22 protein-coding genes are annotated in these 26,199 nt (G+C 58.5%); 3 read left to right on the plus strand and 19 right to left on the minus strand.

All coding sequences use genetic code 11. The annotated features are described in order from the left end of the window. The 10 genes from ACR0AD_RS18220 to rplJ all read right to left on the minus strand — a co-directional run. Positions 1-91: GTP-binding protein (locus ACR0AD_RS18220; RefSeq protein ID WP_215675807.1), on the minus strand; the 91-nt coding region annotated here is incomplete at its 3' end. Positions 92-151: 60 nt separating this feature from the next. Next, the gene (fusA, locus tag ACR0AD_RS18225; protein WP_480484702.1) at positions 152-2,269 is read right to left on the minus strand and encodes an elongation factor G; all 2,118 of its coding nucleotides are present in this window, start codon (positions 2,267-2,269) and stop codon (positions 152-154) included. Positions 2,270-2,287: 18 nt separating this feature from the next. After that, on the minus strand, positions 2,288-2,758 hold the full coding sequence (gene rpsG, locus ACR0AD_RS18230) for a 30S ribosomal protein S7 (protein WP_039529242.1): 471 nt from the start codon (positions 2,756-2,758) through the stop codon (positions 2,288-2,290). A gap of 15 nt (positions 2,759-2,773) precedes the next feature. Then, positions 2,774-3,145 (minus strand): 30S ribosomal protein S12, encoded by a 372-nt coding sequence (gene rpsL / locus ACR0AD_RS18235; RefSeq protein WP_005621086.1) that lies wholly within the window; start codon positions 3,143-3,145, stop codon positions 2,774-2,776. A gap of 435 nt (positions 3,146-3,580) precedes the next feature. Next, entirely contained in the window at positions 3,581-4,450 is an 870-nt protein-coding gene (locus ACR0AD_RS18240) for a DMT family transporter (RefSeq protein ID WP_209598266.1), read from the minus strand. A gap of 138 nt (positions 4,451-4,588) precedes the next feature. Beyond that, complete coding sequence (locus ACR0AD_RS18245; RefSeq protein WP_480488901.1) at positions 4,589-5,368, minus strand: hypothetical protein; 780 nt, start codon at positions 5,366-5,368, stop codon at positions 4,589-4,591. 211 nt (positions 5,369-5,579) lie between these two features. Next, positions 5,580-9,821, minus strand: coding sequence for a DNA-directed RNA polymerase subunit beta' (gene rpoC / locus ACR0AD_RS18250; RefSeq protein WP_480488900.1), 4,242 nt, complete (start codon positions 9,819-9,821; stop codon positions 5,580-5,582). 106 nt (positions 9,822-9,927) lie between these two features. Further along, positions 9,928-14,064 carry a DNA-directed RNA polymerase subunit beta gene (gene rpoB, locus ACR0AD_RS18255; RefSeq protein ID WP_480488898.1) on the minus strand — a complete coding sequence of 1,379 codons (4,137 nt, stop codon included), beginning with the start codon at positions 14,062-14,064 and terminating at the stop codon, positions 9,928-9,930. A 250-nt stretch (positions 14,065-14,314) separates the two neighbouring features. Beyond that, on the minus strand, positions 14,315-14,692 hold the full coding sequence (gene rplL / locus ACR0AD_RS18260) for a 50S ribosomal protein L7/L12 (RefSeq protein WP_209507787.1): 378 nt from the start codon (positions 14,690-14,692) through the stop codon (positions 14,315-14,317). 79 nt (positions 14,693-14,771) lie between these two features. Continuing rightward, the gene (rplJ, locus tag ACR0AD_RS18265) at positions 14,772-15,290 is read right to left on the minus strand and encodes a 50S ribosomal protein L10 (RefSeq protein ID WP_209507785.1); all 519 of its coding nucleotides are present in this window, start codon (positions 15,288-15,290) and stop codon (positions 14,772-14,774) included. Between the two features lie 447 nt (positions 15,291-15,737). On the opposite strand from rplJ, the gene ACR0AD_RS18270 reads away from it, so the two are divergent. Then, complete coding sequence (locus ACR0AD_RS18270; RefSeq protein WP_480488896.1) at positions 15,738-16,508, plus strand: class II glutamine amidotransferase; 771 nt, start codon at positions 15,738-15,740, stop codon at positions 16,506-16,508. 57 nt (positions 16,509-16,565) lie between these two features. Here the strand turns inward: ACR0AD_RS18270 and rplA are convergent, their stop codons facing one another. Together rplA and rplK are read right to left on the minus strand one after the other, a co-directional pair. Further along, positions 16,566-17,264: a 50S ribosomal protein L1 gene (gene rplA / locus ACR0AD_RS18275; protein WP_209507781.1), complete on the minus strand. Its 699-nt coding sequence runs from the start codon at positions 17,262-17,264 to the stop codon at positions 16,566-16,568. Between the two features lies 1 nt (position 17,265). Further along, positions 17,266-17,715 (minus strand): 50S ribosomal protein L11, encoded by a 450-nt coding sequence (gene rplK, locus ACR0AD_RS18280; protein ID WP_010440985.1) that lies wholly within the window; start codon positions 17,713-17,715, stop codon positions 17,266-17,268. Positions 17,716-17,852: 137 nt separating this feature from the next. Here rplK and ACR0AD_RS18285 point away from each other — a divergent pair, with 137 nt between their 5' ends. Together ACR0AD_RS18285 and ACR0AD_RS18290 are read left to right on the plus strand one after the other, a co-directional pair. Then, positions 17,853-18,065, plus strand: a complete 213-nt coding sequence (locus ACR0AD_RS18285) for a hypothetical protein (protein WP_480484696.1) — start codon at positions 17,853-17,855, stop codon at positions 18,063-18,065. A 97-nt stretch (positions 18,066-18,162) separates the two neighbouring features. After that, positions 18,163-19,374, plus strand: a complete 1,212-nt coding sequence (locus ACR0AD_RS18290) for a peptidoglycan-binding domain-containing protein (protein WP_480484695.1) — start codon at positions 18,163-18,165, stop codon at positions 19,372-19,374. A gap of 281 nt (positions 19,375-19,655) precedes the next feature. On the opposite strand, the gene ACR0AD_RS18295 is transcribed toward ACR0AD_RS18290, so the two are convergent. From ACR0AD_RS18295 to ccoG, 7 genes are all read right to left on the minus strand, one after another. Then, on the minus strand, positions 19,656-20,765 hold the full coding sequence (locus tag ACR0AD_RS18295) for a sugar-transfer associated ATP-grasp domain-containing protein (protein WP_480484694.1): 1,110 nt from the start codon (positions 20,763-20,765) through the stop codon (positions 19,656-19,658). Between the two features lie 156 nt (positions 20,766-20,921). Further along, positions 20,922-21,455 carry a transcription termination/antitermination protein NusG gene (gene nusG / locus ACR0AD_RS18300; protein WP_209507773.1) on the minus strand — a complete coding sequence of 178 codons (534 nt, stop codon included), beginning with the start codon at positions 21,453-21,455 and terminating at the stop codon, positions 20,922-20,924. 195 nt (positions 21,456-21,650) lie between these two features. Beyond that, the gene (secE, locus tag ACR0AD_RS18305; RefSeq protein ID WP_170427365.1) at positions 21,651-21,848 is read right to left on the minus strand and encodes a preprotein translocase subunit SecE; all 198 of its coding nucleotides are present in this window, start codon (positions 21,846-21,848) and stop codon (positions 21,651-21,653) included. 99 nt (positions 21,849-21,947) lie between these two features. Beyond that, positions 21,948-22,106 (minus strand): cbb3-type cytochrome oxidase assembly protein CcoS, encoded by a 159-nt coding sequence (ccoS, locus tag ACR0AD_RS18310; protein ID WP_209507770.1) that lies wholly within the window; start codon positions 22,104-22,106, stop codon positions 21,948-21,950. Positions 22,107-22,111: 5 nt separating this feature from the next. Then, on the minus strand, positions 22,112-24,289 hold the full coding sequence (locus tag ACR0AD_RS18315) for a heavy metal translocating P-type ATPase (RefSeq protein ID WP_480488894.1): 2,178 nt from the start codon (positions 24,287-24,289) through the stop codon (positions 22,112-22,114). Positions 24,290-24,292: 3 nt separating this feature from the next. Continuing rightward, the gene (locus ACR0AD_RS18320; RefSeq protein ID WP_209507766.1) at positions 24,293-24,751 is read right to left on the minus strand and encodes a FixH family protein; all 459 of its coding nucleotides are present in this window, start codon (positions 24,749-24,751) and stop codon (positions 24,293-24,295) included. A gap of 2 nt (positions 24,752-24,753) precedes the next feature. Beyond that, on the minus strand, positions 24,754-26,181 hold the full coding sequence (gene ccoG / locus ACR0AD_RS18325) for a cytochrome c oxidase accessory protein CcoG (RefSeq protein WP_480484692.1): 1,428 nt from the start codon (positions 26,179-26,181) through the stop codon (positions 24,754-24,756). Positions 26,182-26,199: the final 18 nt, after the last annotated feature.

Consider the following 26,199-nt stretch of genomic DNA (forward strand, 5'->3'; position numbering starts at 1 on the left):
CTGCGGTCAGCGTCGTCTTGCCGTGGTCAACATGCCCAATCGTGCCGATGTTGACGTGCGGTTTTGTACGCTCAAACTTTTCCTTTGCCATGATGGCCTCCTTTTTCTGTAATGAAGGGAGCCCCGGAACGGCGCTCCCTCAAATCGTCGCTTATGCGTATTTCGCCTGGATCTCGTCCGAGATGTTCTGCGGAACCGGATCGTAGTGGTCGAACTGCATGGTGAACTGGGCGCGGCCCGACGACATCGAACGCAGGGTGTTGATGTAGCCGAACATGTTCGCCAGCGGAACAAACGCATCGATCGCGATCGCGTTGCCGCGCGGTTCCTGACCAGACACCTGGCCCCGACGCGAGGTCAGGTCGCCGATGATACCGCCGGTATATTCTTCCGGGGTGATCACTTCGACCTTCATGATCGGTTCCAGCAGCTTCGCGCCAGCTTTGCGCATGCCTTCACGCATACACATACGGGCCGCGATTTCGAACGCCAGAACGCTCGAGTCAACGTCGTGGAACTTACCGTCCAGCAGGGCAACCTTGAAGTCGATCACCGGGAAGCCAGCCAGAGGGCCGCTGTCCATGACCGAGTTGATGCCTTTTTCAACACCGGGGATGTATTCCTTCGGAACGGCACCACCAACGATGCGGCTTTCGAACGAGTAACCTTCGCCTGCCTCGGTGGGCTGGATCTCCAGCTTGACTTCGGCGAACTGACCCGAACCACCCGACTGTTTCTTGTGGGTGTAGGTGTGTTCGACCGGCATCGAGATGGTTTCACGATAAGCCACCTGAGGCGCACCGATGTTGGCTTCGACCTTGAACTCGCGCTTGAGACGGTCCACCAGGATGTCCAGGTGAAGTTCGCCCATGCCCTTCATGATGGTCTGACCCGATTCCAGGTCGGTTTCCACGCGGAAGGACGGGTCTTCGGCGGCCAGACGGGCCAGACCCTGAGACATCTTTTCCTGGTCGCCCTTGGTTTTGGGCTCGACCGCGATCTCGATCACCGGATCGGGGAAGGTCATGGTTTCCAGAACCACCGGATCCTTCGCATCGCACAGAGTGTCACCGGTGGTGGTGTCTTTCAGACCCGCCAGCGCGATGATGTCGCCTGCAAACGCTTCTTCGATCTCTTCCCGGTTGTTGGAGTGCATCATCATCATACGACCGATGCGCTCTTTCTTGCCTTTGGTCGAGTTCAGGATCGAGTCGCCCTTGTTCATGGTGCCCGAGTAAACGCGGGTGAAGGTCAGCGAACCAACGAAGGGGTCGTTCATGATTTTGAACGCCAGACCCGAGAAGGCCATGTCGTCATCGGCACGACGTGCGATGTTACGAACTTCTTCCTCGTCGCCGGGTTTGAAGCCCATGTAATCAACAACGTCCAGCGGGCTGGGCAGATAGTCGATCACAGCGTTGAGCAGCGGCTGAACGCCTTTGTTCTTGAACGCCGAGCCACCCAGAACGGGAACGAAATGCAGCGCCAGCGTGCCTTTGCGCAGCAGTTTGCGCAGGGTCGGAACGTCGGGCTCTTCGCCTTCCAGATAGGCCATCATCGCGTCGTCGTCTTCTTCGACGGCCGCTTCGATCATCTTGCCGCGCCATTCGTCAGCCATGTCTTTCAGGCTGTCGCGGATCGGAGCTTTGACCCAGCTTGCACCAAGGTCTTCGCCCTGCCACAGCCACTCTTCCATGGTGACCAGATCAACCAGGCCTTCCAGCTCGGTTTCGGCACCGATCGGAATACCAACCGGAACAGCGCGTGCGCCGGTGCGGTCTTCGATCATGCGAACGCAGTTGAAGAAGTCTGCGCCGATCTTGTCCATCTTGTTGACGAAAACCATACGCGGAACCTTGTAGCGGTCAGCCTGACGCCACACGGTTTCGGTCTGGGGTTCAACACCGGCGTTTGCGTCCAGAACGCAGACGGCACCGTCGAGAACCGCCAGCGAGCGTTCGACTTCGATGGTGAAGTCAACGTGGCCGGGGGTGTCGATGATGTTCAGGCGGTGCTTGGGGGTATCGGCGGTCTGACCGTCTTCGGTGCGTTCCCAGAAGGTGGTGGTCGCAGCCGAAGTGATGGTGATGCCGCGTTCCTGCTCCTGCTCCATCCAGTCCATGGTGGCTGCACCATCGTGCACCTCACCGATGTTGTGGGATTTACCAGTGTAATACAGGATACGCTCCGAGCAGGTGGTCTTACCTGCGTCGATGTGCGCCATGATACCGAAGTTACGGTATAGTTCGAGCGGATATTCGCGTGCCATTTGGATAAGCCTCTGGGATTACCAACGGTAATGGCTGAAGGCTTTGTTCGCCTCGGCCATCTTGTGGGTGTCTTCGCGCTTCTTCACGGCGGTACCGCGGGACTGTACAGCGTCCAGCAGTTCACCGGCGAGGCGTTCTTCCATGGTGTTTTCATTGCGGCCGCGCGCAGCGGTGATCAGCCAGCGGATGGCCAGTGCTTCGCGGCGCTCGGGGCGGACTTCGACCGGAACCTGATAGGTTGCACCACCAACCCGGCGCGAGCGAACCTCGACCGACGGTTTGATGTTGTCGAGTGCTTCGTGGAACACTTCGACGGGCGCGCGCTTGATCTTGTTCTCAACGCGGTCGAAGGCGTTGTAGACGATGCGCTCGGCGACCGACTTCTTGCCGTCGATCATCAGGTTGTTCATGAATTTGGTCAGAACCTTATCGCCAAACTTGGCGTCAGGCAGGACTTCGCGTTTTTCGGCGGCGTGACGACGTGACATATCAGCCTCTCCTTCTTACTTGGGACGCTTCGCGCCGTATTTCGAACGGCGTTGCTTACGGTCTTTGACGCCCTGAGTATCCAGAACACCGCGCAGGATGTGGTAACGCACACCGGGAAGGTCTTTCACACGGCCGCCACGGATCAGAACAACCGAGTGTTCCTGAAGGTTGTGGCTTTCACCGGGGATGTACGAGATGACCTCGAACCCGTTGGTCAGGCGCACCTTGGCAACCTTACGCATAGCCGAGTTCGGTTTCTTCGGTGTGGTGGTGTAAACACGTGTGCAGACGCCGCGTTTCTGCGGGCACTGCTCCAGGTGCATGGACTTCGAGCGTTTTACTTTGGGCTGCCGCGGTTTGCGGATCAGCTGTTGAATAGTTGGCATTCCGGTTTCTTCCCCGTTTTGCAACACACATGACATGCACGCGGGCTGCGTGCGGCTAACTTCGCTGCGCTTATGCGTCCACAAGCGCAAAATCCACGAGCGTTCCCATTCCGAGGTGAACGTCGCGGTTGTTTCTCAGAGGGCGCGAACTGCAAAATTGTCCGGGCCTTGACCAGCTCATTACTGGAATCGGCTATGGGGCGGCCCCCGTCACCGAGATGACGCGCGTAATAGGGGGAGTCGGCCCGAGTGTCAACAGCACGATACCGGTTGCCCGGCAATAGGCTGATCCGGGCCGTGCCGAAGTGGGTGCGCGGGCTTTACCGGGTTCATAAAACCGCCCTGCACCAGAAGTGCCAATGCCGAACCAAGCCCGCAACCGGAGGCTGGGTTTCGCCTTCGGATAACCAGTGTTCAGAGCCGTGTCACGCAGGTTCACGCCGCTTCCCGACGCGCGCGTTCCCGGAACAGCGTAAACAATCCGGCGGCCACGATAAGTGTCGCACCCAGCATGGTCAGACCGTCAGGCCATTCATCGAATACGGCCCAGCCCAACCCCAGGGCCCAGATCAGGCTGGAATAGCGAAACGGCGCGATGAACCCGACATCGCCCTGACGCATGACCATGACGCTGAACAGATAGCCCATCAGGACGAACACGGCCGCCGCCGCAACCAGAGAACCCGCAGCGCCGGAAACCGGAACCCATCCTTCAAACACCGATGCAATGGCTGCGGCCACCGTGATTGAGAGAGAGGTCGCCAACGTCACCACCATTGACGGAACCTGGGGCGACATGCGTCGCGTCACCAGATCGCGAACCGTGATCGAAGCCACTGCGATCAGCGCGTAGATGGAATACAGGCTGAAGCCGTCAGGACCGGGTCTGACGATCAAAACCATGCCGCCAAAACCAATGGCAATCGCCAATATGCGCCGCCAGCCCACCTGTTCGGAGAAGACCAGCGCCGCGCCCAGCGTCACGGTCAGGGGCAGCGCCTGCAGAATGGCCGTCACATTGGCAAGCGGCATGTTCTTGAGCGCTGTCAGGAAAAAGAAGGTGGCCGACAGTTCGGCCAGACTGCGCAGCGCAACCAGCCACCGGTCGTGGTTTGAGAAATTGAGGTGCAGCGCCCCCAGATAACGGGCAAGACCGTAGACAAGGAAAACGGCCAGGACGCCCCGCATGGCCACCAGTTGGAACAATGGCAGATCCCGAAGCGCGACCTTGACCAAAGTGTCGTTCAGGGTGAAGGCCGCCATGCTGCCCATCATCAGCAAGGCACCTTTGGTGTTTGGGTTCATGTCAGATTTGGCCCTGCGCAGAGTGATCGGGCCATTGGCCCAATCGGACAGCCGCCTGTCAACGCATCAAATCAGATCAGCGCAAGAATTACGCTCCGACGCGTGCAGAGCGTGTCGAAACCACCCGCTGAACCTGTATCAGAGACCGGAGACCCGACCGCCTCCGATCCCTTCCACAGCCACCCCGGCGCTGAGCGTGTACGTTGCGATCAACCCGCCGGACATGTCCAGAACGCCAAGCTGGTTTCCGTTCTGAAGCGCAACATAAAGCTCGCGGCGTTTGGAATTGATGCCAAGGCCAAAGCGTTCGATCTGCACCGCTGCGCCGACCGATGGATTGGTCGCCCGGATTGTCCTTAGGACCGTGCCGTTCAAATCCACCTCGGCGATCAGGCGATTGCGGATGAACAGCACATAAAGCGTGCCGGTCGTTTCATCAAAGGCCAGCCCGCCAATCGGCCCCTGTGGCTGGCTGAGGGTTATGTTGCGCACAAATTGCCCGTCGCGGGTCAGTTCCGCGATCATCACCCCGTTCGGATGGTCGAGGAACAAATGCCCGTCGCTTCCCCGAAGGGCCAACCCGCATTCCTTGATGGGAAACTCGTCAGGTGTGATGCCACCGCATCCGGCCGGAACCCGCTGTGCCGCAAAGGTACGCAGGACACGGCCATTTCGGTCCAACTCCTGTAGTTGGGTGCCGGGAAGATTGCGCAGGAAGATCCGCCGTCGCGGCTCATCATAAGCCAACCCGACGATCGATCCGGAGATCGGGATCAGGCGCGTCGTGCCGTTCGGGATCACGATCTCACGCGATGGCTGGCCCGGTGGCATCCCCACATAGGCATAGTCCGTGCAGGCGGCCATCAGGCCCAGACCGAAAACCGAAAATACGCGCGACAACTTTGTGACAGCTCTCATCATCCACCCCCGTCACCTGTGTGAACTCATGGCGGATGGTAGCACAGTTTAGGCTAAACCAGAAAAACCCTACTGTTATTGCAGGTCTCATACGGCGAGCGCGATATTCCAGTGGTCTGGAACCGCCTTAAGCGTGGTGCGCGTTTCAGCCCTGCAAAAACGAAAGGCCCCGCGAAATCGCGGGGCCTTCCTAAACTTGTCAATCGGGCGATTACTCGCGGCTTTCGGGTGTTTCCACCAGAACGTCCAGCTCATCCCCGACCAGATCATCATCCATGATCGGCGCAGCCAGGGCAGCGGCCGCTTCGGCCTCTTCCCGGCGGGCTTCGATCACCACATTGTCGCGCGACTGGGCGATGTGGCGGACGGCCTGAGTTGCCCCACCGGTACCGGCGGGGATCAGGCGACCAACGATGACGTTCTCTTTCAGGCCGACCAGCTTGTCCTTTTTGCCCTGCACGGACGCTTCGGTCAGTACGCGGGTGGTTTCCTGGAACGACGCCGCCGAGATGAACGAACGCGTCTGCAACGAAGCCTTGGTGATCCCCAGAAGGATCGGCTCGCCCTGTGCCGGACGACCACCGCGGGCGATGGTCTTTTCGTTGGCTGCGTCGAACTCCTGCTTGTCGACATGTTCGCCTTTCAGCAGGGTGGTGTCGCCTGAATCCAGGATCTCCCACTTCTGCAGCATCTGGCGCACGATGACTTCGATGTGCTTGTCGTTGATCTTCACGCCTTGCAGACGATACACGTCCTGCACTTCGTCGATCATGTAGTTCGCCAGCGCCTCGACACCCATGATGGACAGGATGTCATGCGGGGCCGGGTTACCGTCCATGATGTAGTCGCCCTTCTGAACGAAGTCGCCTTCGACAACAGGGATGTGCTTGCCCTTGGGTACCATGTACTCGATGGGTTCCAGCGACTCGTCAGCCGGTTCGATGCTGATGCGGCGCTTGTTCTTGTAGTCGCGGCCAAAGCGCACGTAACCATCAGCTTCTGCGATGATCGCGTGATCTTTCGGACGGCGGGCTTCGAACAGTTCGGCCACACGCGGCAGACCACCGGTGATGTCCTTGGTCTTGGCACCTTCACGCGGAATACGCGCAACAACGTCACCGGCTTCGATCTTCTGGCCATCTTCGACCGACAGGATCGCATCCACCGACATCGGATAGTGAACCGGGTTGCCCGCATCGTTGCGGACCGGTTCGCCATCGTCACCGACCAGAATGATCTCGGGCTTGAGGTCGCTGCCACGGGGGGCGGCGCGCCAGTCGATCACGATCTTCTGGGTCATGCCGGTTGCTTCGTCGGTCTCGTCACGGACGGCAAGGCCCGAAACCAGATCGACGTATTTGGTGGTACCGGCTTTCTCGGCGATGATCGGCAGGGTGTAGGGATCCCATTCGAACAGCTTGTCGCCGCGGGCCACCTTGGTGCCTTCCTTGACGAACAGCTTGGAGCCGTAGCCCAGCTTGTGGCTGGCGCGCTCTTCGCCGTGATCGTCCTTGATCACCAGCTTCATGTTGCGGCCCATGACAAGGCTTTCGCCTGCGGCATTGACCAGGATCTGCGGGTTCTCGAAGGATACGACGCCAGCCTGGCTGGCTTCCTGGAACGACTGCTGACCACCTTGCGCAACACCACCGATGTGGAAGGTCCGCATCGTCAGCTGTGTACCGGGTTCACCGATGGACTGGGCGGCGATGATGCCGACAGCCTCACCCGTGTTCACCATGGTACCGCGAGCAAGGTCACGACCGTAGCAGGTGGCACAGACGCCTTCCTCAGACTCGCAGGTCAGAGGTGAGCGGATGCGGGTCGACTGAACGCCCGCTTCGTCGATGGTGTCTGCCATACGTTCGTCGATCAGCTGACCAGCCGCAACAAGCACCTCATCCGTACCCGGACGCAGGATATCGTCAGCCGCCACACGGCCCAGGATACGCTCGGCCAGCGAGGCGACAACCTCACCGTCGTTGACTGCGGCTTCGGCCGTGATTGCGCGTTCGGTGCCACAATCGATCTCACGAACGATGCAGTCCTGCGCCACGTCCACCAGACGACGGGTCAGGTAACCCGAGTTCGCCGTCTTCAGAGCGGTATCCGACAGACCCTTACGGGCACCGTGGGTCGAGTTGAAGTATTCAAGAACGGTCAGACCTTCCTTGAAGTTCGAGATGATCGGCGTCTCGATGATGTCACCGTTCGGCTTGGCCATCAGGCCGCGCATACCGCCCAGCTGTTTCATCTGAGTGACCGAGCCCCGCGCACCGGAGTGGGCCATCATGTAGACCGAGTTCGGTTCCATGTCAGACCCGTCTTCGGCCTTGGCGACGTTCGAGATGGTGCTCATCATCGCCTCGGTCACACGGTCGTTACACTTCGACCAGGCATCGACAACCTTGTTGTACTTTTCGCCCTGAGTGATCAGGCCGTCCATGTACTGCTGTTCGAAGTCTTTCACCTGATCGCGGGTGTCATCAACGATGCCCCATTTGTCGTCTGGAATGACCATGTCGTCCTTGCCGAACGAGATGCCCGCCCTGAACGCTTCTTTGAAGCCCATCGACATGATCTGGTCACAGAAGATAACCGACTCTTTCTGACCGCAGTAGCGGTAGACGGTGTCGATAACCTGCTGCACTTCTTTCTTCCGCAGCAGGCGGTTGACCAGATCGAACGGTGCCTTGTTGTTCATCGGCAGCAGGGCACCCAGACGCAGACGGCCCGGAGTGGTTTCATAGCGCTTCTGAACTTCGTTGCCTTCTTCGTCGATCTGCGTGATCCGCGCGGTGATTTTGGTGTGCAAATGCACCTCACCCGCATCCAGCGCGTGCTGAACTTCGTCGATCGAACCAAAGACCTTGCCTTCGCCCGGCATGCCCGCACGTTCCAGCGACACATAGTACAGACCCAGGATCATGTCCTGCGACGGAACGATGATCGGCGCGCCGTTTGCAGGCGACAGAACGTTGTTCGTCGACATCATCAGAACACGGGCTTCCAGCTGTGCCTCAAGGCTCAGCGGGACGTGAACGGCCATCTGGTCGCCGTCGAAGTCGGCGTTGAAGGCCGAACAGACCAGCGGGTGCAGCTGGATCGCTTTGCCTTCGATCAGGACCGGTTCGAACGCCTGAATGCCAAGACGGTGCAGTGTCGGCGCACGGTTCAGCATGACAGGGTGTTCGCGGATCACCTCGTCGAGGATATCCCAAACTTCGGGACGCTCTTTCTCGACCAGTTTCTTCGCCTGTTTCACGGTCGAAGACAGACCTTTGGCTTCAAGGCGCGAGTAGATGAACGGCTTGAACAGCTCCAACGCCATCTTCTTGGGCAGACCACACTGGTGCAGCTTAAGCTCCGGTCCGGTCACGATGACCGAACGGCCCGAGAAGTCGACGCGTTTCCCCAGAAGGTTCTGACGGAAGCGACCCTGCTTGCCTTTCAGCATGTCCGACAGCGATTTCAGCGGACGCTTGTTGGCGCCGGTGATCACCCGGCCACGACGGCCGTTGTCAAACAGGGCGTCAACGGATTCCTGCAACATCCGCTTTTCGTTGCGGACGATGATGTCAGGCGCGCGCAGTTCGATCAGACGTTTCAGACGGTTGTTCCGGTTGATCACGCGGCGATAAAGATCGTTCAGATCCGACGTCGCGAAACGGCCACCATCCAGCGGAACCAGCGGACGCAGTTCCGGCGGGATGACCGGGATCACGGTCATGACCATCCATTCGGGACGGTTGCCCGACTCGAGGAAGGATTCAACAACCTTCAGACGCTTGATGATCTTCTTGGGCTTCAACTCGCCTGTGGCTTCGGCCAGATCAGCGCGCAGCTGCTCGGCTTCGGCTTCCAGATCGATCTGGGCCAGCATCTCACGGATGGCTTCGGCACCGATATTGGCGGTGAACGCGTCCATGCCAAAGGCATCCTGCGCATCCATATACTCTTCTTCGGTCAGCATCTGGCCGTAGGTCAGGTCGGTCAGACCGGGCTCGATGACGACGTAGTTTTCAAAGTACAGAACGCGTTCCAGATCGCGCAGCGTCATGTCCAGCATCAGACCGATGCGGGACGGCAGCGATTTCAGGAACCAGATATGTGCAACGGGCGCGGCCAGTTCGATGTGGCCCATACGCTCGCGGCGGACTTTCTGCAGAGTGACTTCCACACCGCATTTCTCGCAGACAACGCCGCGATACTTCATCCGCTTATATTTGCCGCACAGACATTCGTAATCTTTGATCGGGCCAAAGATACGCGCGCAGAACAGACCGTCGCGTTCAGGCTTGAACGTCCGGTAGTTGATGGTTTCAGGTTTCTTGATCTCGCCATAGGACCAAGACAGGATCCGCTCGGGCGACGCCAGCGAGACCTTGATCTCGTCGAAAACCTTCGGGGGCGTCAGCGGGTTGAACGGGTTGTTGGTGATTTCCTGGTTCATCTCTTTACCTCAGAGTTAGAGGGTGCGGGGGTCACGCAAAGCCGGGCTGAAGCCCGGCCTACGCCGGATCAGATGGTAGGCCGGGCTTCAGCCCGGCATCCCTTCGTCACTCATCGACCTCCGCATCCAGGAGTTCCATATTCAGGCCGAGGCCGCGGACTTCTTTCACCAGAACGTTGAACGATTCCGGTACGCCCGCTTCAAAGTTATCCTCGCCCTTGACGATCGACTCATAGACCTTGGTCCGGCCGGCGACGTCATCCGACTTCACCGTCAGCATCTCTTGCAGGGTGTAGGCGGCGCCGTAAGCTTCCAGAGCCCAGACCTCCATCTCACCAAAGCGCTGACCACCGAACTGCGCCTTACCACCCAGCGGCTGCTGGGTAACCAGGCTGTAGGGGCCGGTCGAACGCGCGTGGATCTTATCGTCCACAAGGTGGTGCAGTTTCAGCAGGTACTTGATGCCCACGGTCACCGGACGCGCAAATTGCTCACCCGTACGACCGTCGAACAGAACCGACTGTCCGCTTTCCGAGAAGCCCGCACGCACCAGCGCGTCGTTGACGTCAGCCTCTTTGGCACCGTCAAAGACCGGGGTTGCGATCGGAACACCGCGGGTCACGTTGCCCGCTGCTTCGACCAGCGTTTCCTCGTCCATGCCGGTGATGCCTTCTTCGTAGACATCTTCGCCATAGGCCAGCTTCATCGCCTCGCGCACCGGGGTCAGGTCGCCGGAACGGCGGTATTCACCCAGAGCTTCATCGATGTTCAGACCCAGACCGCGCGCGGCCCAACCCATGTGGGTTTCAAGGATCTGACCAACGTTCATACGCGAAGGCACACCCAGCGGGTTCAGACAGAAGTCGACCGGGGTCCCATCGGCCAGGAACGGCATGTCTTCCATCGGAACAACCTTGGAGATCACACCTTTGTTCCCGTGACGACCGGCCATCTTGTCGCCCGGCTGCAACTTGCGCTTCACGGCGATGAAGACTTTGACCATCTTCATCACACCCGGCGGCAGGTCGTCGCCACGGCGGACTTTCTCGACCTTGTCTTCAAAACGGGCGTCCAGAGCGCGCTTTTGCACTTCGTATTGCTCGTTCAGGGCCTCGACGATCTGTGCGTCCTGCTCGTCTTCCAGCGCCAGCTGCCACCATTGACCACGGGTCAGGGTGTCCAGCAGATCCTCGGTGATCACCGACCCTGCCTTGACACCTTTCGGGCCTTTGACAGCGGTTTTACCCAGGATCAGACCTTGCAGACGCGCATAGATGTTGCGGTCAAGGATCGCCAGCTCGTCGTCCCGGTCACGGGCCAGACGTTCGACTTCCTCACGCTCGATCTGCAGCGCACGCTCGTCTTTCTCGACACCGTGACGGTTGAAGACGCGAACCTCGACGACCGTACCGTAATCGCCCGGCTTCACGCGCAACGAGGTGTCGCGCACATCAGATGCTTTTTCACCAAAGATGGCGCGCAGCAGCTTTTCTTCCGGGGTCATCGGGCTTTCGCCCTTCGGAGTGATCTTGCCGACCAGAATATCGCCCGGCTCAACATCCGCGCCGATGTAAACGATGCCCGCCTCGTCGAGGTTGCGCAGCGCTTCTTCACCGACGTTGGGGATGTCGCGGGTGATCTCTTCCGGGCCCAGCTTGGTGTCACGGGCGGCGACTTCGAATTCCTCGATATGGACCGAGGTAAAGACGTCGTCACGCGCGATACGTTCCGAGATCAGGATCGAGTCTTCGTAGTTGTAACCGTTCCACGGCATGAACGCGACGACCACGTTCTTACCCAAGGCCAGTTCACCCATATCGGTCGACGGACCGTCGGCAATGACCTCGCCCTTCTGGACGGTGTCACCCACCTTGATCAGCGGACGCTGGTTGATGCAGGTGTTCTGGTTCGAACGCTGGAACTTACGCAGACGGTAGATGTCAACGCCAGCGTCACCCAGTTCCAGATCCTCGGTGGCACGGATAACGATACGCTGGGCATCGACCTGGTCGATGATACCGGCGCGTTTCGCCTGAATCGCAGCACCCGAGTCGATCGCGACCTTCTCCTCGATCCCGGTACCGACCAGCGGTGCCTCGGCCCGCAGCAGCGGAACCGCCTGACGTTGCATGTTCGAGCCCATCAGAGCGCGGTTGGCGTCGTCATTTTCAAGGAACGGGATCAGCGATGCAGCAACCGAAACCAGCTGTTTCGGCGACACGTCGATCAGGTCCACATTCTCGCGCGGAGCAAGGGTGTAGTCGCCTGCCTGACGGGTCGAAACCAGATCGTTGATGAACTTGCCGTTCTTATCCAGCGTCGCGTTCGCCTGCGCCACGGTGTGACGCATTTCCTCGGTCGCGGACATGTAGTGAACCTCATCGGTCACCTCGGCGTCCTTGACGACGCGGTAAGGTGTTTCGATGAAGCCATACTTGTTCACGCGGGCGAAGGTGGCCAGCGAGTTGATCAGACCGATGTTCGGGCCTTCCGGCGTTTCAATCGGGCACATCCGGCCATAGTGGGTCGGGTGCACGTCGCGCACTTCAAAGCCCGCACGCTCACGCGTCAGACCACCGGGGCCAAGCGCCGAGAGACGGCGTTTGTGGGTGACTTCCGACAGCGGGTTGGTCTGGTCCATGAACTGCGACAGCTGCGACGAGCCGAAGAATTCACGCACAGCAGCAGCAGCCGGTTTCGCGTTGATCAGGTCCTGCGGCATGACGGTGTCGATCTCGACCGACGACATACGCTCTTTGATCGCGCGCTCCATGCGCAGCAGACCGACGCGGTACTGGTTTTCCATCAGTTCACCGACCGAACGCACACGACGGTTGCCGAGGTGGTCGATATCGTCCACGTCGCCTTTGCCGTCGCGCAGTTCGACCAGAGCCTTGACGCAGGCCACGATGTCTTCGCGGCGCAGGGTACGCAGGGTATCCGGCGCGTCCAGTGCCAGGCGCATGTTCATCTTCACGCGGCCAACGGCGGACAGGTCATACCGCTCGCTGTCGAAGAACAGGGTGTCGAACAGGGCCGACGCCGCTTCGACGGTGGGCGGTTCACCCGGACGCATGACGCGGTAGATATCCATGAGCGCGCTTTCGCGGTTCATGTTCTTGTCCTGCGCCATGGTGTTGCGCATGTAGGGTCCGACATTGACGTTATCGATGTCGAGAACCGGAATATCGGTGATGCCCGCGTCGATCAGTTCCTTCGCGGTACCGCCGATCAGGTCGCCATCCTTGTCATATTCCAGCGTCAGTTCGTCACCGGCTTCGACATAGATCGCGCCGTTTTCTTCGTTGATGATGTCCTTGGCGACAAACTTGCCAACGATGTGATCGAACGGAACCAGCAGTTCTGTGACGGTGCCCTCGTCGATCAGCTTCTTGACCGCGCGCGGGGTGACTTTTTTGCCTGCCTCGGCAATCACCTCACCTGATTTCGCGTCGATCAGGTCATAGGTCGGACGGGTGCCGCGAACACGCTCGGGGAAGAACGGCGTGACCCAGCCCTTCTTCTTGTCCAGCTTGTAGGACACGGTTTTGTAATACGCGTCCATGATCGCTTCCTGATCCAGACCCAGCGCATAAAGCAGGGTTGTCACAGGCAGTTTGCGGCGGCGGTCGATACGGGCGAACACGATATCCTTGGCATCAAACTCGAAGTCCAGCCAGCTGCCGCGATACGGGATGATGCGGCAGGCAAACAGCAGCTTGCCCGAGGAATGGGTTTTACCCTTGTCGTGGTCAAAGAACACACCGGGCGAGCGGTGCATCTGGGAGACGATCACACGCTCGGTGCCGTTGACGACAAAGGTGCCGTTCGGGGTCATCAGGGGCATGTCGCCCATGAAGACATCCTGTTCCTTGATGTCTTTTACCGATTTCGCGCCGGTGTCCTCATCAACATCGAACACGATCAGGCGCAGGGTAACCTTCAGCGGTGCGCTGTAGGTCATGTCGCGCTGCATGCACTCTTCGACGTCGTATTTGGGTTTCTCCAGATCGTATTTCACGAACTCCAAAACAGAGGTTTCGTTGAAATCCTTGATCGGGAAAACCGATTGGAACACGCCTTTGATGCCTTCGCCGTCTGTGGGCTGTTCTGCATCGCCGGAGCGCAGGAAAAGATCATAAGAAGATTTCTGTACCTCAATGAGGTTCGGCATCTCCAGTACTTCGCGGATTTTGCCGTAATATTTACGAAGACGTTTCTGGCCAAGGAACGTTTGAGCCATGTCAGATGTCACCTTTCGATGTTCTCAGCGGGCAAAGACACCGTCGGGCCCCGGCATCTTGCACAATCGAGACAACACGTCCGGATCAATTCGTGGCCACCGTCCCGAAGGCGGCCTCCCGATCCGAAAACCGTGTCTTAGAAAACGCCCCATTCCGTGAGGCCCTTTCTAAGACAGGTTCGGCTGGACCCGGATTTCTCCGGATCCAGCCAAAATTTTCGGCGCATCAGCGATGCGCCTGAGACCAGGCTTAGGCCAGCTCGACTTCGGCGCCAGCTGCTTCCAGCTTGGCTTTGACGTCTTCGGCTTCGTCTTTCGACACGCCTTCTTTGATCTTGCCGCCGGCTTCGACCAGTTCCTTGGCTTCTTTCAGGCCCAGACCGGTGATGCCGCGAACTTCTTTGATCACGTTGATTTTCGAAGCGCCGGCGTTCTTCAGAACGACGTCGAATTCGGTTTTTTCTTCCTCAGCTGCGCCACCGGCGTCGCCACCAGCTGCTGCGACCATTACGGCGCCGCCAGCTGCGGGCTCGATGCCGTATTCGTCTTTGAGGATGGTTTTCAGTTCTTGTGCTTCCAGCAGGGTCAGACCCACGATGCTTTCTGCGAGTGCTTTCAGATCAGCCATTTTATCAGCTCTTTCCGTTTACAATGTGTGTTCCAACGTCAGGGTAGGTACCCTACGCAGATCATTCAGTGCCAACCGCTTACGCAGCTTCCGCCTTCTCTTCGATGGTGGAAAGGATGCTTGCGATATTGCTTGCAGGTGCGCCAATCGCGCCGGCGATGTTCGAAGCAGGTGCGCCAATGCAGCCCACGATCGAAGCAATAAGCTCCTCGCGAGACGGCATTTTCGAAACGGCTTCAACGCCTTTGCGGTCCAGAGCGTTCTCGCCCATTGCACCGCCGAGGATTTCAAATTTCTTGTTATCCTTGGCGAAGTCCTCGGCCACCTTGGCTGCTGCCACGGGGTCCTCGGAATAGGTCAGAACGGTCATCCCTGTCAGCAGGTCGGCCATGCTTGCACACGGCTTACCCTCGAGGGCGATTTTGGCGAGCCTGTTCTTGGCAACACGCACGGAGCCACCCGCGTCACGTGCACGTGCGCGAAGGTCCTGCATCTCGGCAACTGTCAGACCGGCGTAGTGGGCAACCACTACGACGCCAGAGCTTTCGAAGATTTGGCCGAGTTCCTCGACCACTTTCTCTTTCTGGGCTCTATCCACAGTTCTCTCCAAGTTAGGGGTGAGTTCTCACCCCGGCTCATATTTGCCGCGGCTTGCGCCCCGGCGTTCAGGTCCGTTGTTACGGGATTGGCCAAAACTCGCCCGAGGGTGGGACCCTCAGAATTCTTTGGTCTTACCCGTCTCAGGCAGGGAATTAAGGGGCCATATGGCACCACCCGCCGTCTTGGACGAAACAAAATAAAGCGCACGACGAATCGCACGCTTTATTCCGCAGGTCTACTTAGGACAGATGGCCGGGGTTTCCAAGAGGTAAATTGGGATTAATCAGACGCAACAAGGGATGACCAGAACCACAAGATTAAGTGCGGTGACGAGCAATTGATTTGGTCGAATTTCAGGGCTGAGCGCAAAATAGTTCGTGACATTGTTCCAAGTTCAAGACTATAACCCGACAATTTTTCTCAGAAACAAGAAGAATCAGAACAAATGTGCAGAATTGCCGCCTATTGCGGACCAAGTATCCCGCTTGAAAACATCGTCATCCGGCCCCAGCATTCCTTGCTGGAGCAAAGCCAGCACGCGGCCGAAGCTAAACTTGCCGTCAATGGCGATGGCTTTGGTATGGCCTGGTACGCAGACCAGGATCGCCCCGGCCTGTACAGGGATGTCCTGCCCGCGTGGTCGGATGGTAACCTGGTCGATCTTTGCAGGATGATAAAATCCTCGCTGTTTCTGGCCCATGTCCGCGCGTCGACGTTCGGCGAAGTGTCGCGCGCAAACTGCCACCCTTTCACGTTTGGCAAATGGTCCTTCATGCATAATGGCCAGATTGGCGAGTTCGGGCGTTTGCGAAGACGGCTTGAATCCTCACTGCCGGACGAACTTTATGCGGCGCGGCGCGGGTCGACGGATTCAGAGCTTCTGTTTCTGCTCCTGCTGGCAAACGGGCTGGATGATGCGCCGCAGGACGCTGTTGTCGCAACTCTGCGTCAGATCGATGCGCTTGACGGTCATCGGACGCAACCGGATCGCATGGCCGTCGCCTTTTCGGATGGGCAGAACCTGTATGCCTTTCGGTATTCCAGCGATCAGCGCAGCCCGTCCCTGTATTTCGGGGAAGGTCTGGACCACGGCGGCAAGGTCATTGCGTCCGAGCCGCTGGACAAGGGCACAGGAAAATGGACGCCCATTGAAGACCGGAGCTTCTTCACCCTGACCGGAGATACAGCCAGCCACACCGCGTTGCCGTTCAGTTAAACGAAAACGGGCGGTCCGTTTGGACCGCCCGCAACATTGCTTTGACGAAGATCAGACTTATTCGCCCGAAGCTTCTGCCACATCAACGGTCACGCCGGGGCCCATGGTCGAGCTCAGCGCGATTTTCTTCATGTAGGTGCCTTTGGCACCCGACGGCTTGGCCCGGGCAACAGCCGAGACGAAGGCGCGAATGTTTTCGACCAGCTTGGCTTCGTCAAACGACGCTTTACCAACACCTGCGTGTACAACGCCGCCTTTTTCCGCCTTGAACTGAACTTCACCGCCTTTGGCTGCTTCCACGGCTGCTTTCACGTCCATGGTCACGGTGCCAACCTTGGGGTTCGGCATCAGGTTGCGGGGGCCCAGAACCTTACCCAGACGACCGACGATCGGCATCATGTCCGGGGTTGCAATGCAGCGATCAAATTCGATGGTACCGCCCTGAATGGTTTCCATCAGGTCTTCTGCGCCAACGATATCCGCGCCTGCTTCTTTCGCTTCGTCAGCCTTCGCGCCACGTGCGAACACAGCAACGCGCATGTCTTTGCCTGTTCCGTTCGGCAGGCCGACAACGCCGCGCACCATCTGGTCTGCGTGACGGGTGTCAACGCCCAGGTTCATCGCGATTTCGATAGTCTCGTCGAATTTCGAAGTTGCATTGGCTTTGACCAGGGCAACAGCTTCGTCCACCGACAGGTTTTCCTTGCCAGCGACGGCTTCGCGCGCAGCGCGGGTACGTTTACCGAGTTTTGCCATCTTACTTCACCTCGATGCCCATGGAGCGGGCCGAGCCCAGGATGATCTGCATTGCGCCTTCGACGTCGTTGGCGTTCAGATCTTTCATTTTGGCTTCGGCGATTTCACGAACCTGCTTGGAGGTCACGGTTGCCACGGTCTCGCGACCTGGGTTTTCCGCGCCGCGGGGGCGGTTACGCTTACCGACCGGCTTAAGACCAGCAGCTTTTTTCAGGTAATAAGACGCGGGCGGCGTCTTGATGTCCATGGTGAAGGACTTGTCCTGATAGTAGGTGATCACGGTCGGGCACGGCGCGCCGGGCTCCATATCTGCGGTCTTGGCGTTGAACGCCTTGCAGAATTCCATGATGTTGATGCCGCGCTGACCCAGCGCCGGACCAACTGGCGGCGACGGGTTCGCCTGACCTGCAGGAACCTGCAGTTTCATTGTACCAGCAAGCTTCTTGGCCATTTGGTTTTCCTTTCAACTAGGGTGAAACGCGTCTCACCCGGATTTTGTTGCGTGGTCCGGCCCGGGATCGCGACCCCGGTAACCTCCCACGAGAGAATCTCGCCCGAAGACGATAGAGGCGGCGTTTACAGGGGATCATGGGGGTTGGCAAGTGGCCTGCCTTTCAATTCGGGATCACCGAATCGAGTTTAAAGTCGATGACCAACATCATTGAAACCCGTGGGCAAGAAACTGCCACCCTTTCCGGCCAACCCAAGGAGTTACAAGTCGGCATGAACCCCAAGGTATCACTGGATGTTAAAGGCTTAAATCGCTTGAGCAATATCGGCGAATCCGTCGCTTGGCGGTAATCCCCTCAGGGCGTCGATCTTTGAAGTAGTATAAATGACCGAGCCATGCCGTAGCTGTGCTATACTTGGGCAGAACAAATTTGTTCGGAGGTTCGTCATGATATTTCGTTTATTAACTACTCTAATCGCTGCGCTGTCTTTTGCAGCGGCCGTTCCCCAGACCGCGCGGGCCGATGCGGGCGACTTTATCGGCGGTGCTGTCGTTGGCGGGGTCGTCGGATACGCGATCGGCAAAGACCAGCAAAAGAAAAAGTCCCGGTCTTCGAGCCAGACCTACCGGTCGGGCATTCCATCGACCTCGCAAGGGGCGCAAACGCAGACCGCGCTCAACTATTTCGGCTATAACGCCGGGCGTGTCGATGGGCAGGTCGGGCATGGAACCCGGTCGGCGATCGAACGCTACCAGGTGTCCATGGGCTATCCTGTGAATGGCTATGACTTCCAGCCCTATCAGTATGACTTTCTGATGCAGGCCTATTACTGGGCGACAAGCGGTGGGCAGGCGGCAACCCAGCTTTCGGGTCAACCGCTTTTGATGGCCTATCGCCAACAGGTGCAAACCGGCTCTGCCTTGGCGGCTGCACCTCAGACCCAGGCACCGGCCATCCCGGTTATCACGCCTCAACAGGCCGAACCCGCAACAAGCGCCACTGAAACCACGACAGCCAGCCTGCCGAGCCTGTTTTCCGGCGGAACCGGAGGCCCGTCGCTGGCCAATCGGTGCAGCGGGGTCATGCTGCAAACGTCGACCAATGGCGGCTATACGACCCTGTCTAACATGTCCGATCCTGACTTTGCGCTCAGCGAACAATTCTGCCTTGCCCGCAGCTATGCGATGGCACAGGGCGAAGAGCTGATGCAGGGCATTCAGGGTCTTACACCCGATCAGGTCGCAGACCAGTGCGCCGCCTTTGGCGACATGTTGGCACCGCAAGTTGACGCGCTGTCTATCAACTCGAAATCAGAGGCTGAAACCCAGGTGCGCAAGCTTGCCTTGGATTCGGGTCTTAGCCCTGCTGATCTTGCCGCAACCAGCAAGGTCTGCCTTGCGATGGGATATCGTCAGGACAACATGGATACCGCAGTTGGGTCTGCGCTGATGCTGGTTGCCATGGGTGAACCCGCATACGGAGAACTGGTCGGTCACCATCTGCGCGAAGGCTTTGGTGTTCAGGCGCGCCGCGATCTTGCGATGCAATGGTATGATGCAAGCCTTTCGGCGCTGGATGCCGGGTCGCAGGCGGTCTTCCTGCCGTCCCAGACCGACCGCCCGCAGCTTTTGCGCGCAGCCATGGTTCAGTCGCAGTAAGCCCAAACGCGAAACGGCGTCGAGACTCCGCGTCTTAAACTAAACCGCCGCGGTGCCAAATGCACCGCGGTGTTACGCTTCCATAATCAAACAAGAACCCGGCCTACAAAAGGCACTGCGTTCTGGTCGTCAAAAGCTTGCTGGGCGTTCTTTGGGGCGAAACATTGCTGGCTGTACGCCCCTCTGGCTTATCACAATGATCTGACACAAGAATACGAGCCCTGAAATCACGTGCGAGTGGAACTTATCCGACAACGTTGAAGGCCGCATTCGCCAATATTCTAGAATTTCACATTGTGTTTGCTAAAGAACTCTTTCATTTTTTCGTCGAGAAACCCTTTACCAGTCGCAATTTGCACAAGTTCAAAAGCGCAGCCATTGTTCACTTCAACCACAACCGGGCCATTCTCAGTAAGAGCGATATCCGTTGATCCAAAGTGATTTTCTGCGTGCAACAAAGCGATTTCTTGGTTCAGCTTTTTCAGTTCAGCCCAGAATGGCAGTTTTTCACCAATAAGAGTGCGGTCGCATTCCGGCAGAGAGCTAAGTTCAACTCGGCGACCGTCTTCAACTGAGGCTATGGCCTTAACCTCGCCGGTTTCCGGGTTCAGGTTGCAAAGAAGGTTGCCGGGCCGCCAGAAGTTGTCCGCAACATTCCCCGCAAGTGGCAGCTTTAGCATTGTAAACGGAACGGAAAGTTGATTGTCGTCGATAATGTTCAAACTGCGCACGGTCGCAATAGCGTCGGTAATACCGTCAAAAAAACCATGTGGTTTCAGACAGTCCTGAAAGATGTAGGGGATTTCACCAAGTGTCGAATTTGCGAAGTCCTCGTAGGTTTGAGGTTCCTGCCCGTCCAGAATGACATGCGTATCAGTATGCCCCGAAATGCGCATGGCACCTGCGCTCCACATCCCGACGATAGGTTTCGCGAAAGCCGAGCATGACGCGTGGGTCGAAAAGAAGGACTTCAAGTCTTCGGCGTTTGTCAGTTTTGGCGTTCCACCGAACTGGCGCGCGCTGCGATCAAAGACAGCCAAAGTTTTCGGCACGGGCAGCCTGTTGTGTTCGAGGAAACACGCAGACAACCATTTGTCTTCGGTGAGGGCCTGCCATTGACTGTTGTTGCAAGCATTTACAAGCGGCCAGTGGACATGAGATGAAACGAACTCCTCACGCTCAATATCAGACCAACGCTCCCGATCATAAAGCTCGTAAAGAAAGTACTCGTAAAACCTCAGCTTTCCGCGTTTCTTGCGAAGCTTGAAAAAGTCAAAGGCCAGCGAAAATGGACTTCTCCCGGTCCGTCGAGCAACTTCGACAAGAAGACTGGAAACATTGGGTGTTTCTTTGCTTTTGACGGCCAACACATCTTGCGCAAAAGCTGTCATTTTCAAGTAATCCCTCAATTGTCGCCGTTCTGGAAATAATCAACAAATTGTGTCGATACTTTGGCGCAGGTAGATCGTTGTGCTTTCTGCGGCACAGATACGAAAACGCCGCTATGCTTTCACATCGCGGCGTTTCGAATTTCTTTGGAAGCGCGCTTAGCTTTGCTTCGTGACCTGAGTAAAGTCCAGCTCAACTGGCGTTTCGCGGCCGAAGATCGAGACCGATACTTTCAGCTTCTGCGCCTCGTCGTCCACGCCTTCGACCATGCCGTCGAAATCCTCGAACGGGCCGTCGTTGACTTTGACCTTCTCGCCGATCTCGAAGGTGATCATCAGCTTGGGCGCTTCTTCGCCTTCCTGAACGCGGTTGAGGATCTGGTTCACCTCGGCGTCGCGCATCGGCATCGGGCGGCCCTGCGGACCCAGAAAACCGGTGACGCGGTTGATCGAGTTGATCAGGTGATAGCCCTGATCCGACATTTCCATATGCACCAGCACGTAACCCGGCATAAAGCGGCGTTCGGTGGTGACCTTCTTGCCCCGGCGCACTTCGATCACCTCTTCGGTGGGCACCAGAACTTCGTCGATATCGTTCTCAAGGCCCTGTTCAGCCACCGACGTGCGGATCTGCTCTGCGATCTTCTTTTCGAAATTCGAAAGAACGCTGACCGAGTACCACCGTTTCGCCATGAACCTGTCGTCCTTGTTTGTCTTCGGGGCATCACATATTGCGGACACACCCGTCATTTAAATCCTGTCACGTCATCCGGAATAAAAAGCGGCGCGTGACCCGAATCGCCACACGCCCATTCCGAATATGCGTCACCTACTCTGACATCGCGCGAGGTGCAAGGGGCAGTCGTATTTGCCCTCGCCTGAACCGGCTTAGCCGAAAGCGCCCAGAATCAGCTGAAGGCCGCCCCGGATACCCAGATCGACCAAAGCAAAAAACACAGCTGTCAGCGCCGCCATGATGAAGACCATGACCGTGGTCAACAGCACTTCGCGCCGGGTCGGCCAGACGACCTTGGAAACTTCGGCACGGACTTGCTGAATGAACTGGATCGGGTTGGTGGTGGCCATTTGGCGTGTTCTCTCTGCTTGCGGATGGGCCGGACATAGCCGGGCATTGCGGCAATTTCAAGGGCGCTTGGATGAACTCTGCGCGTATCGGGCGATTGGTCAGGGTTTGGGTTTGTCGTCCCACTCGTCACTCAGGATGCGGCGCGCATCGCCATCGGGGTCTTCGTACTGATTGGAACGAACGGTATAGATAAAGGCGACCAGACCAACGCCCCCCAGAAACAGGGAAATCGGGATCAGATAGGCAAGCACTTCCATCAGGGTTACCTCAGCCGCAATGCGTTCAGCGATACGGTAATCGACGAGGTCGACATCGCCAAGGCCGCGATCAGCGGTGTCGCCAGTCCGATCACGGCCAGCGGAACGGCAATCACGTTGTAAACGGTTGCGATCTGGAAGTTCTCGCGAATGCGACGGGTGGCCTTGATGGCCGTATCGCAGGCATCCGCTATGGGCAGAAGGTCATTACCCAGAAGAACGATGTCCGAGGCAACCCGCGCCGCATCCAGCGCCGAGGCCGGAGAGATCGACACATGTGCCGCCGCCAAAGCAGCCGTGTCGTTCAGGCCATCCCCCACCATCAGAACTTTGCGGCCCTGGTCCCTGAGGTCCTGAATGCACTGTGCCTTGTCCTGCGGCAAAGCCTCGGCGACCCAATCCTCTATTCCCAGCTTCTCGGCCAATGCGCGCACGGCACCTTTCGAATCCCCCGAGATCAACAGCACATGCTTGCCCGACGCGCGCAACGCTTCCACTGCCTCGTCCGCGCCCGGGCGAAGCGCGTCCGAGAAACGGAACGCCAAGGGCGCATCGTCGCCAATTGCAAGCCAGGCAGACGTTTCCGCGCCCTGCTGTGCGCCGAGCCATGCGGCCCGGCCCAAACGAACGCGTTGACCGCGGTATTCCCCTTGGGTGCCGTATCCCGGCACTTCGGTTATGTCCCGGACGTTAGCAGGTTTGATCCCGGCCTGTCGCGCGGCCTTTGCCAATGAGACAGACAAGGGATGCGCGGAGGCCTCGGCCAGGGCCAGCGCGACCTCGACCTGTGCGCGGGCGTGGTCGCCAAGATTGACCAGTTCCGGCGCACCCGAGGTCAGTGTGCCCGTCTTGTCAAACACCACGGTGTCGGTCTCGGACAACCGTTCGAGCGCGGTTGCGTGCTTGATCAGCATACCCTTGCGGAACAACCGGCCCGAGGCAGCGGTGGTCACTGCTGGAACAGCCAGACCCAAGGCGCAGGGACAGGTGATGATCAGAACCGCTGCGGCAATGTTCAGAGCGGTGCGCAAATCGCCCGAATAGATGTACCACCCCACAAAGCTGAGCGCCGAAAGGATGTGGACACCGGGCGCATAAAGCTTGGCGGCCTTGTCGGCCAGCGAGGTATAGCGGGATCGCCCCGATTCAGCGATGGCCACCAGATCCGCCATCCGGTGCAGCGACGTATCCTGACCCACTGCTGTGGCGCGCAGGGTCAGCGGACCTGTCAGGTTGACCTCGCCCGCGCTGACCAGCTGGCCGGCTTCGGCAAACACCGGCAGGGTTTCACCCGTCAACAGCGAACGGTCCAGTTCGGACTGACCAGACACGATCTGACCGTCCACCGGCATTCGGCCACCGGGGCGCACAAGGATCAGATCACCGACCTTCAGATCGGCCACCGCAACTTCGGCCGCCACCCCATCCAAGATGCGGATCGCGCGCGGCACTTCCAGGGCGGTAAGCTCTTCTGCGGCGGATCGGGCTGCGGCGCGGGTGCGGTAATCCAGATACCGGCCCGCCAGCAGGAAGAAAGTCAGGGTCAGCGCGGCATCGAAATAGGCGTGCTCTCCGCTCAGTGCGGTCTCCCACAGAGAGGTGACCAGCGCCAGCAGGATCGCCAGCGTGATCGGCACATCCATGTTCAACCGCCGCACCCGCAGGGCGCTCCAGGCGTTGGCAAAGAACGGTTGCGCCGAGAAGGCAATGGCAGGCAGCGCGATTGCAGCGGAAATCCAGTGGAACATGTCGCGCGTCGCGTCTGTTGCGCCGGACCAGACCGACACCGACAACAGCATCACGTTCATGGATGCAAACCCGGCGACGGCCAGTCGCATCAGCAGGTCACGTCCCGCCTTGTCCGCCTGTGTTGCCGACAAAGCGCCGGGGTCAAGCTCGTGCGCTTCGAAACCTGCCCGTTCAAGCACCGGGATCAGATCGGCCGCTCGGGTTTCCGGCGCGGCTTTGATCATCGCCCGTTTCAGAGTCAGGTTGACCCGCGCGTCTTCGACACCGGGATGGGCGTTCAGTTCACGTTCGACCGTCGTGATACAGGCCGAGCAGTGGATGCCCGGCAAGGACAAGGCAATCTGCACATCTTCCGGAATCGGGCGCGCGGGTTCTGCTGGTGCTGCCAGACACCCCGGACAGGCCGCCGTACCGGATGAAAGCTGCGCCGTCATCGGCTACCCTTTCACGTACAGCGGAACGCGCTGCGAAAACTCGGCGCCACTGCCATCACGCGCGACCAACCGGATATTCCAGTTGCCCTTGCCCAGCGTGGCAGGTGTGGCATAGGCCGCGCCGTCAAAGGTGAAATCCGGTGCAAAATCGTCCCGCACATGGGTTGCGCGGCCAACCACCGCCTGCAACTCGCTGACCTGAACCGGTGCACCGGTCGCGTCCGTAATATGCAGGATCAGAAGGCCACCTTTGGTTTCTGCCCGAACCGTCCAGCCCAATGCCTGCTGCTCTTTCAGGCGATCGTTGAACTCTTGGCTGGCAACGTAGGAATTCTTGACCTCCAGCCCGGGAAACGTTTTCACCGCATTATAAGCCAGCACAAGGTTCACCGCGATGATCACGCCAAAGGCACCGACAAACACCGCCAGAGCGTGCTTTCCGGTGAATTTACGTTCGGCCATGATCAGTTCCCCCGTCCGTTGAACGTGGTGTCTTTGTAAGCGCGTTCGCCGCTGCTGAGGTCTTCGACCCAGATCCGCACTGGTGTCGCTTCTGCTGCCGCCGGACCGCTGTCACGGGATGCCACAATGTATACACGGGTCAATTGTGCCGTATCCGCCGTGACATTCACAGTATCGATCTTGGTTCCCTCAATTTCCAGTCGCATCGACGGATCGCCCGCCAGAGACAACTTGAACAGGCGGTCCTCGCCGTGCTTGTTGCGCAGTCTGACATCATAGGTGTTCCGAATGGTGCCGTCTGACAGGGTGACAAAGGTCGGGTTGCGCACGGGCGCTACGGTCAGATCGATGTCAGAGCGAATGAACAGGGCGAACAGCAGCGCAAACCCCACCAGTGACCACAACGAGGTGTACAGGATCGTGCGGGGCCGGAAGATGTGTTTCCAGACATTCTTGGGCGGTTGGCCTGAGCGTTCACGTGGCTCGTCGCTGAGCGCCATATAGTCGATCAGCCCGCGCGGTTTGCCGATCTTGGCCATCATGTCATCACACGCGTCGATACACAGGGCACAGGTGATACATTCAAGCTGCTGACCATCCCGGATATCGATCCCAACAGGGCAGACATTCACGCAGGCCATGCAGTCGATGCAATCCCCCAACTCGGAATCGGCTGTTCGCTTGCCTTTGCCGCGCGGCTCGCCGCGCCATTCGCGGTATCCCACGACCAGCGTGTCTTCATCCATCATCGCGGCCTGAATGCGCGGCCAAGGACACGCGTAGATACAAATCTGTTCGCGGGCGAACCCGCCAAAAAAGAAGGTCGTGCCGGTCAGAACCAGCATCGTCGTGTAAGCGACGGGATGCGCGTTACCCGTCACAAGATCGCGGAGCAGCGTCGGCGCATCCGCAAAATAAAACACCCAGGCACCGCCGGTGGCCAGACCGATCAGGAACCAGGTTACCCATTTCGTCACCCGGAGCCGTGCCTTGCGGAAATCCAGCTTCTCCTGACGATGCAGGCGCAGACGGGCGTTCCTGTCACCTTCGATCCAGCGCTCGACCAGAATGAAAAGGTCAGTCCAGACCGTTTGCGGGCAGGCATACCCGCACCAGACCCGCCCCAGCGCAGAAGTAAACAGAAACAGACCCAGCCCCGCCATGATCAGCAGGCCCGCCACGAAATAGAACTCGTGCGGCCAGATTTCGATCCAGAAGAAATAGAAGCGCCGGTTTGCCAGATCCAGCAGCACGGCCTGATCCGGCAGGCTGGGGCCACGATCCCATCTGATCCAGGGCGTAACGTAGTAAATGCCCAGTGTCACGATGAGGATGATCCATTTCAGGTTTCGAAATGGCCCGGAAACGCGTCTCGGAAAGATCGGTTCTCGTGCGGCGTATAGGCTGGGGGTGGGGTTGGAATCGCTCACAGGCTGGCTCCGGTACTG

The sequence above is a fragment of the Ruegeria sp. BH8 genome (assembly GCF_056538065.1).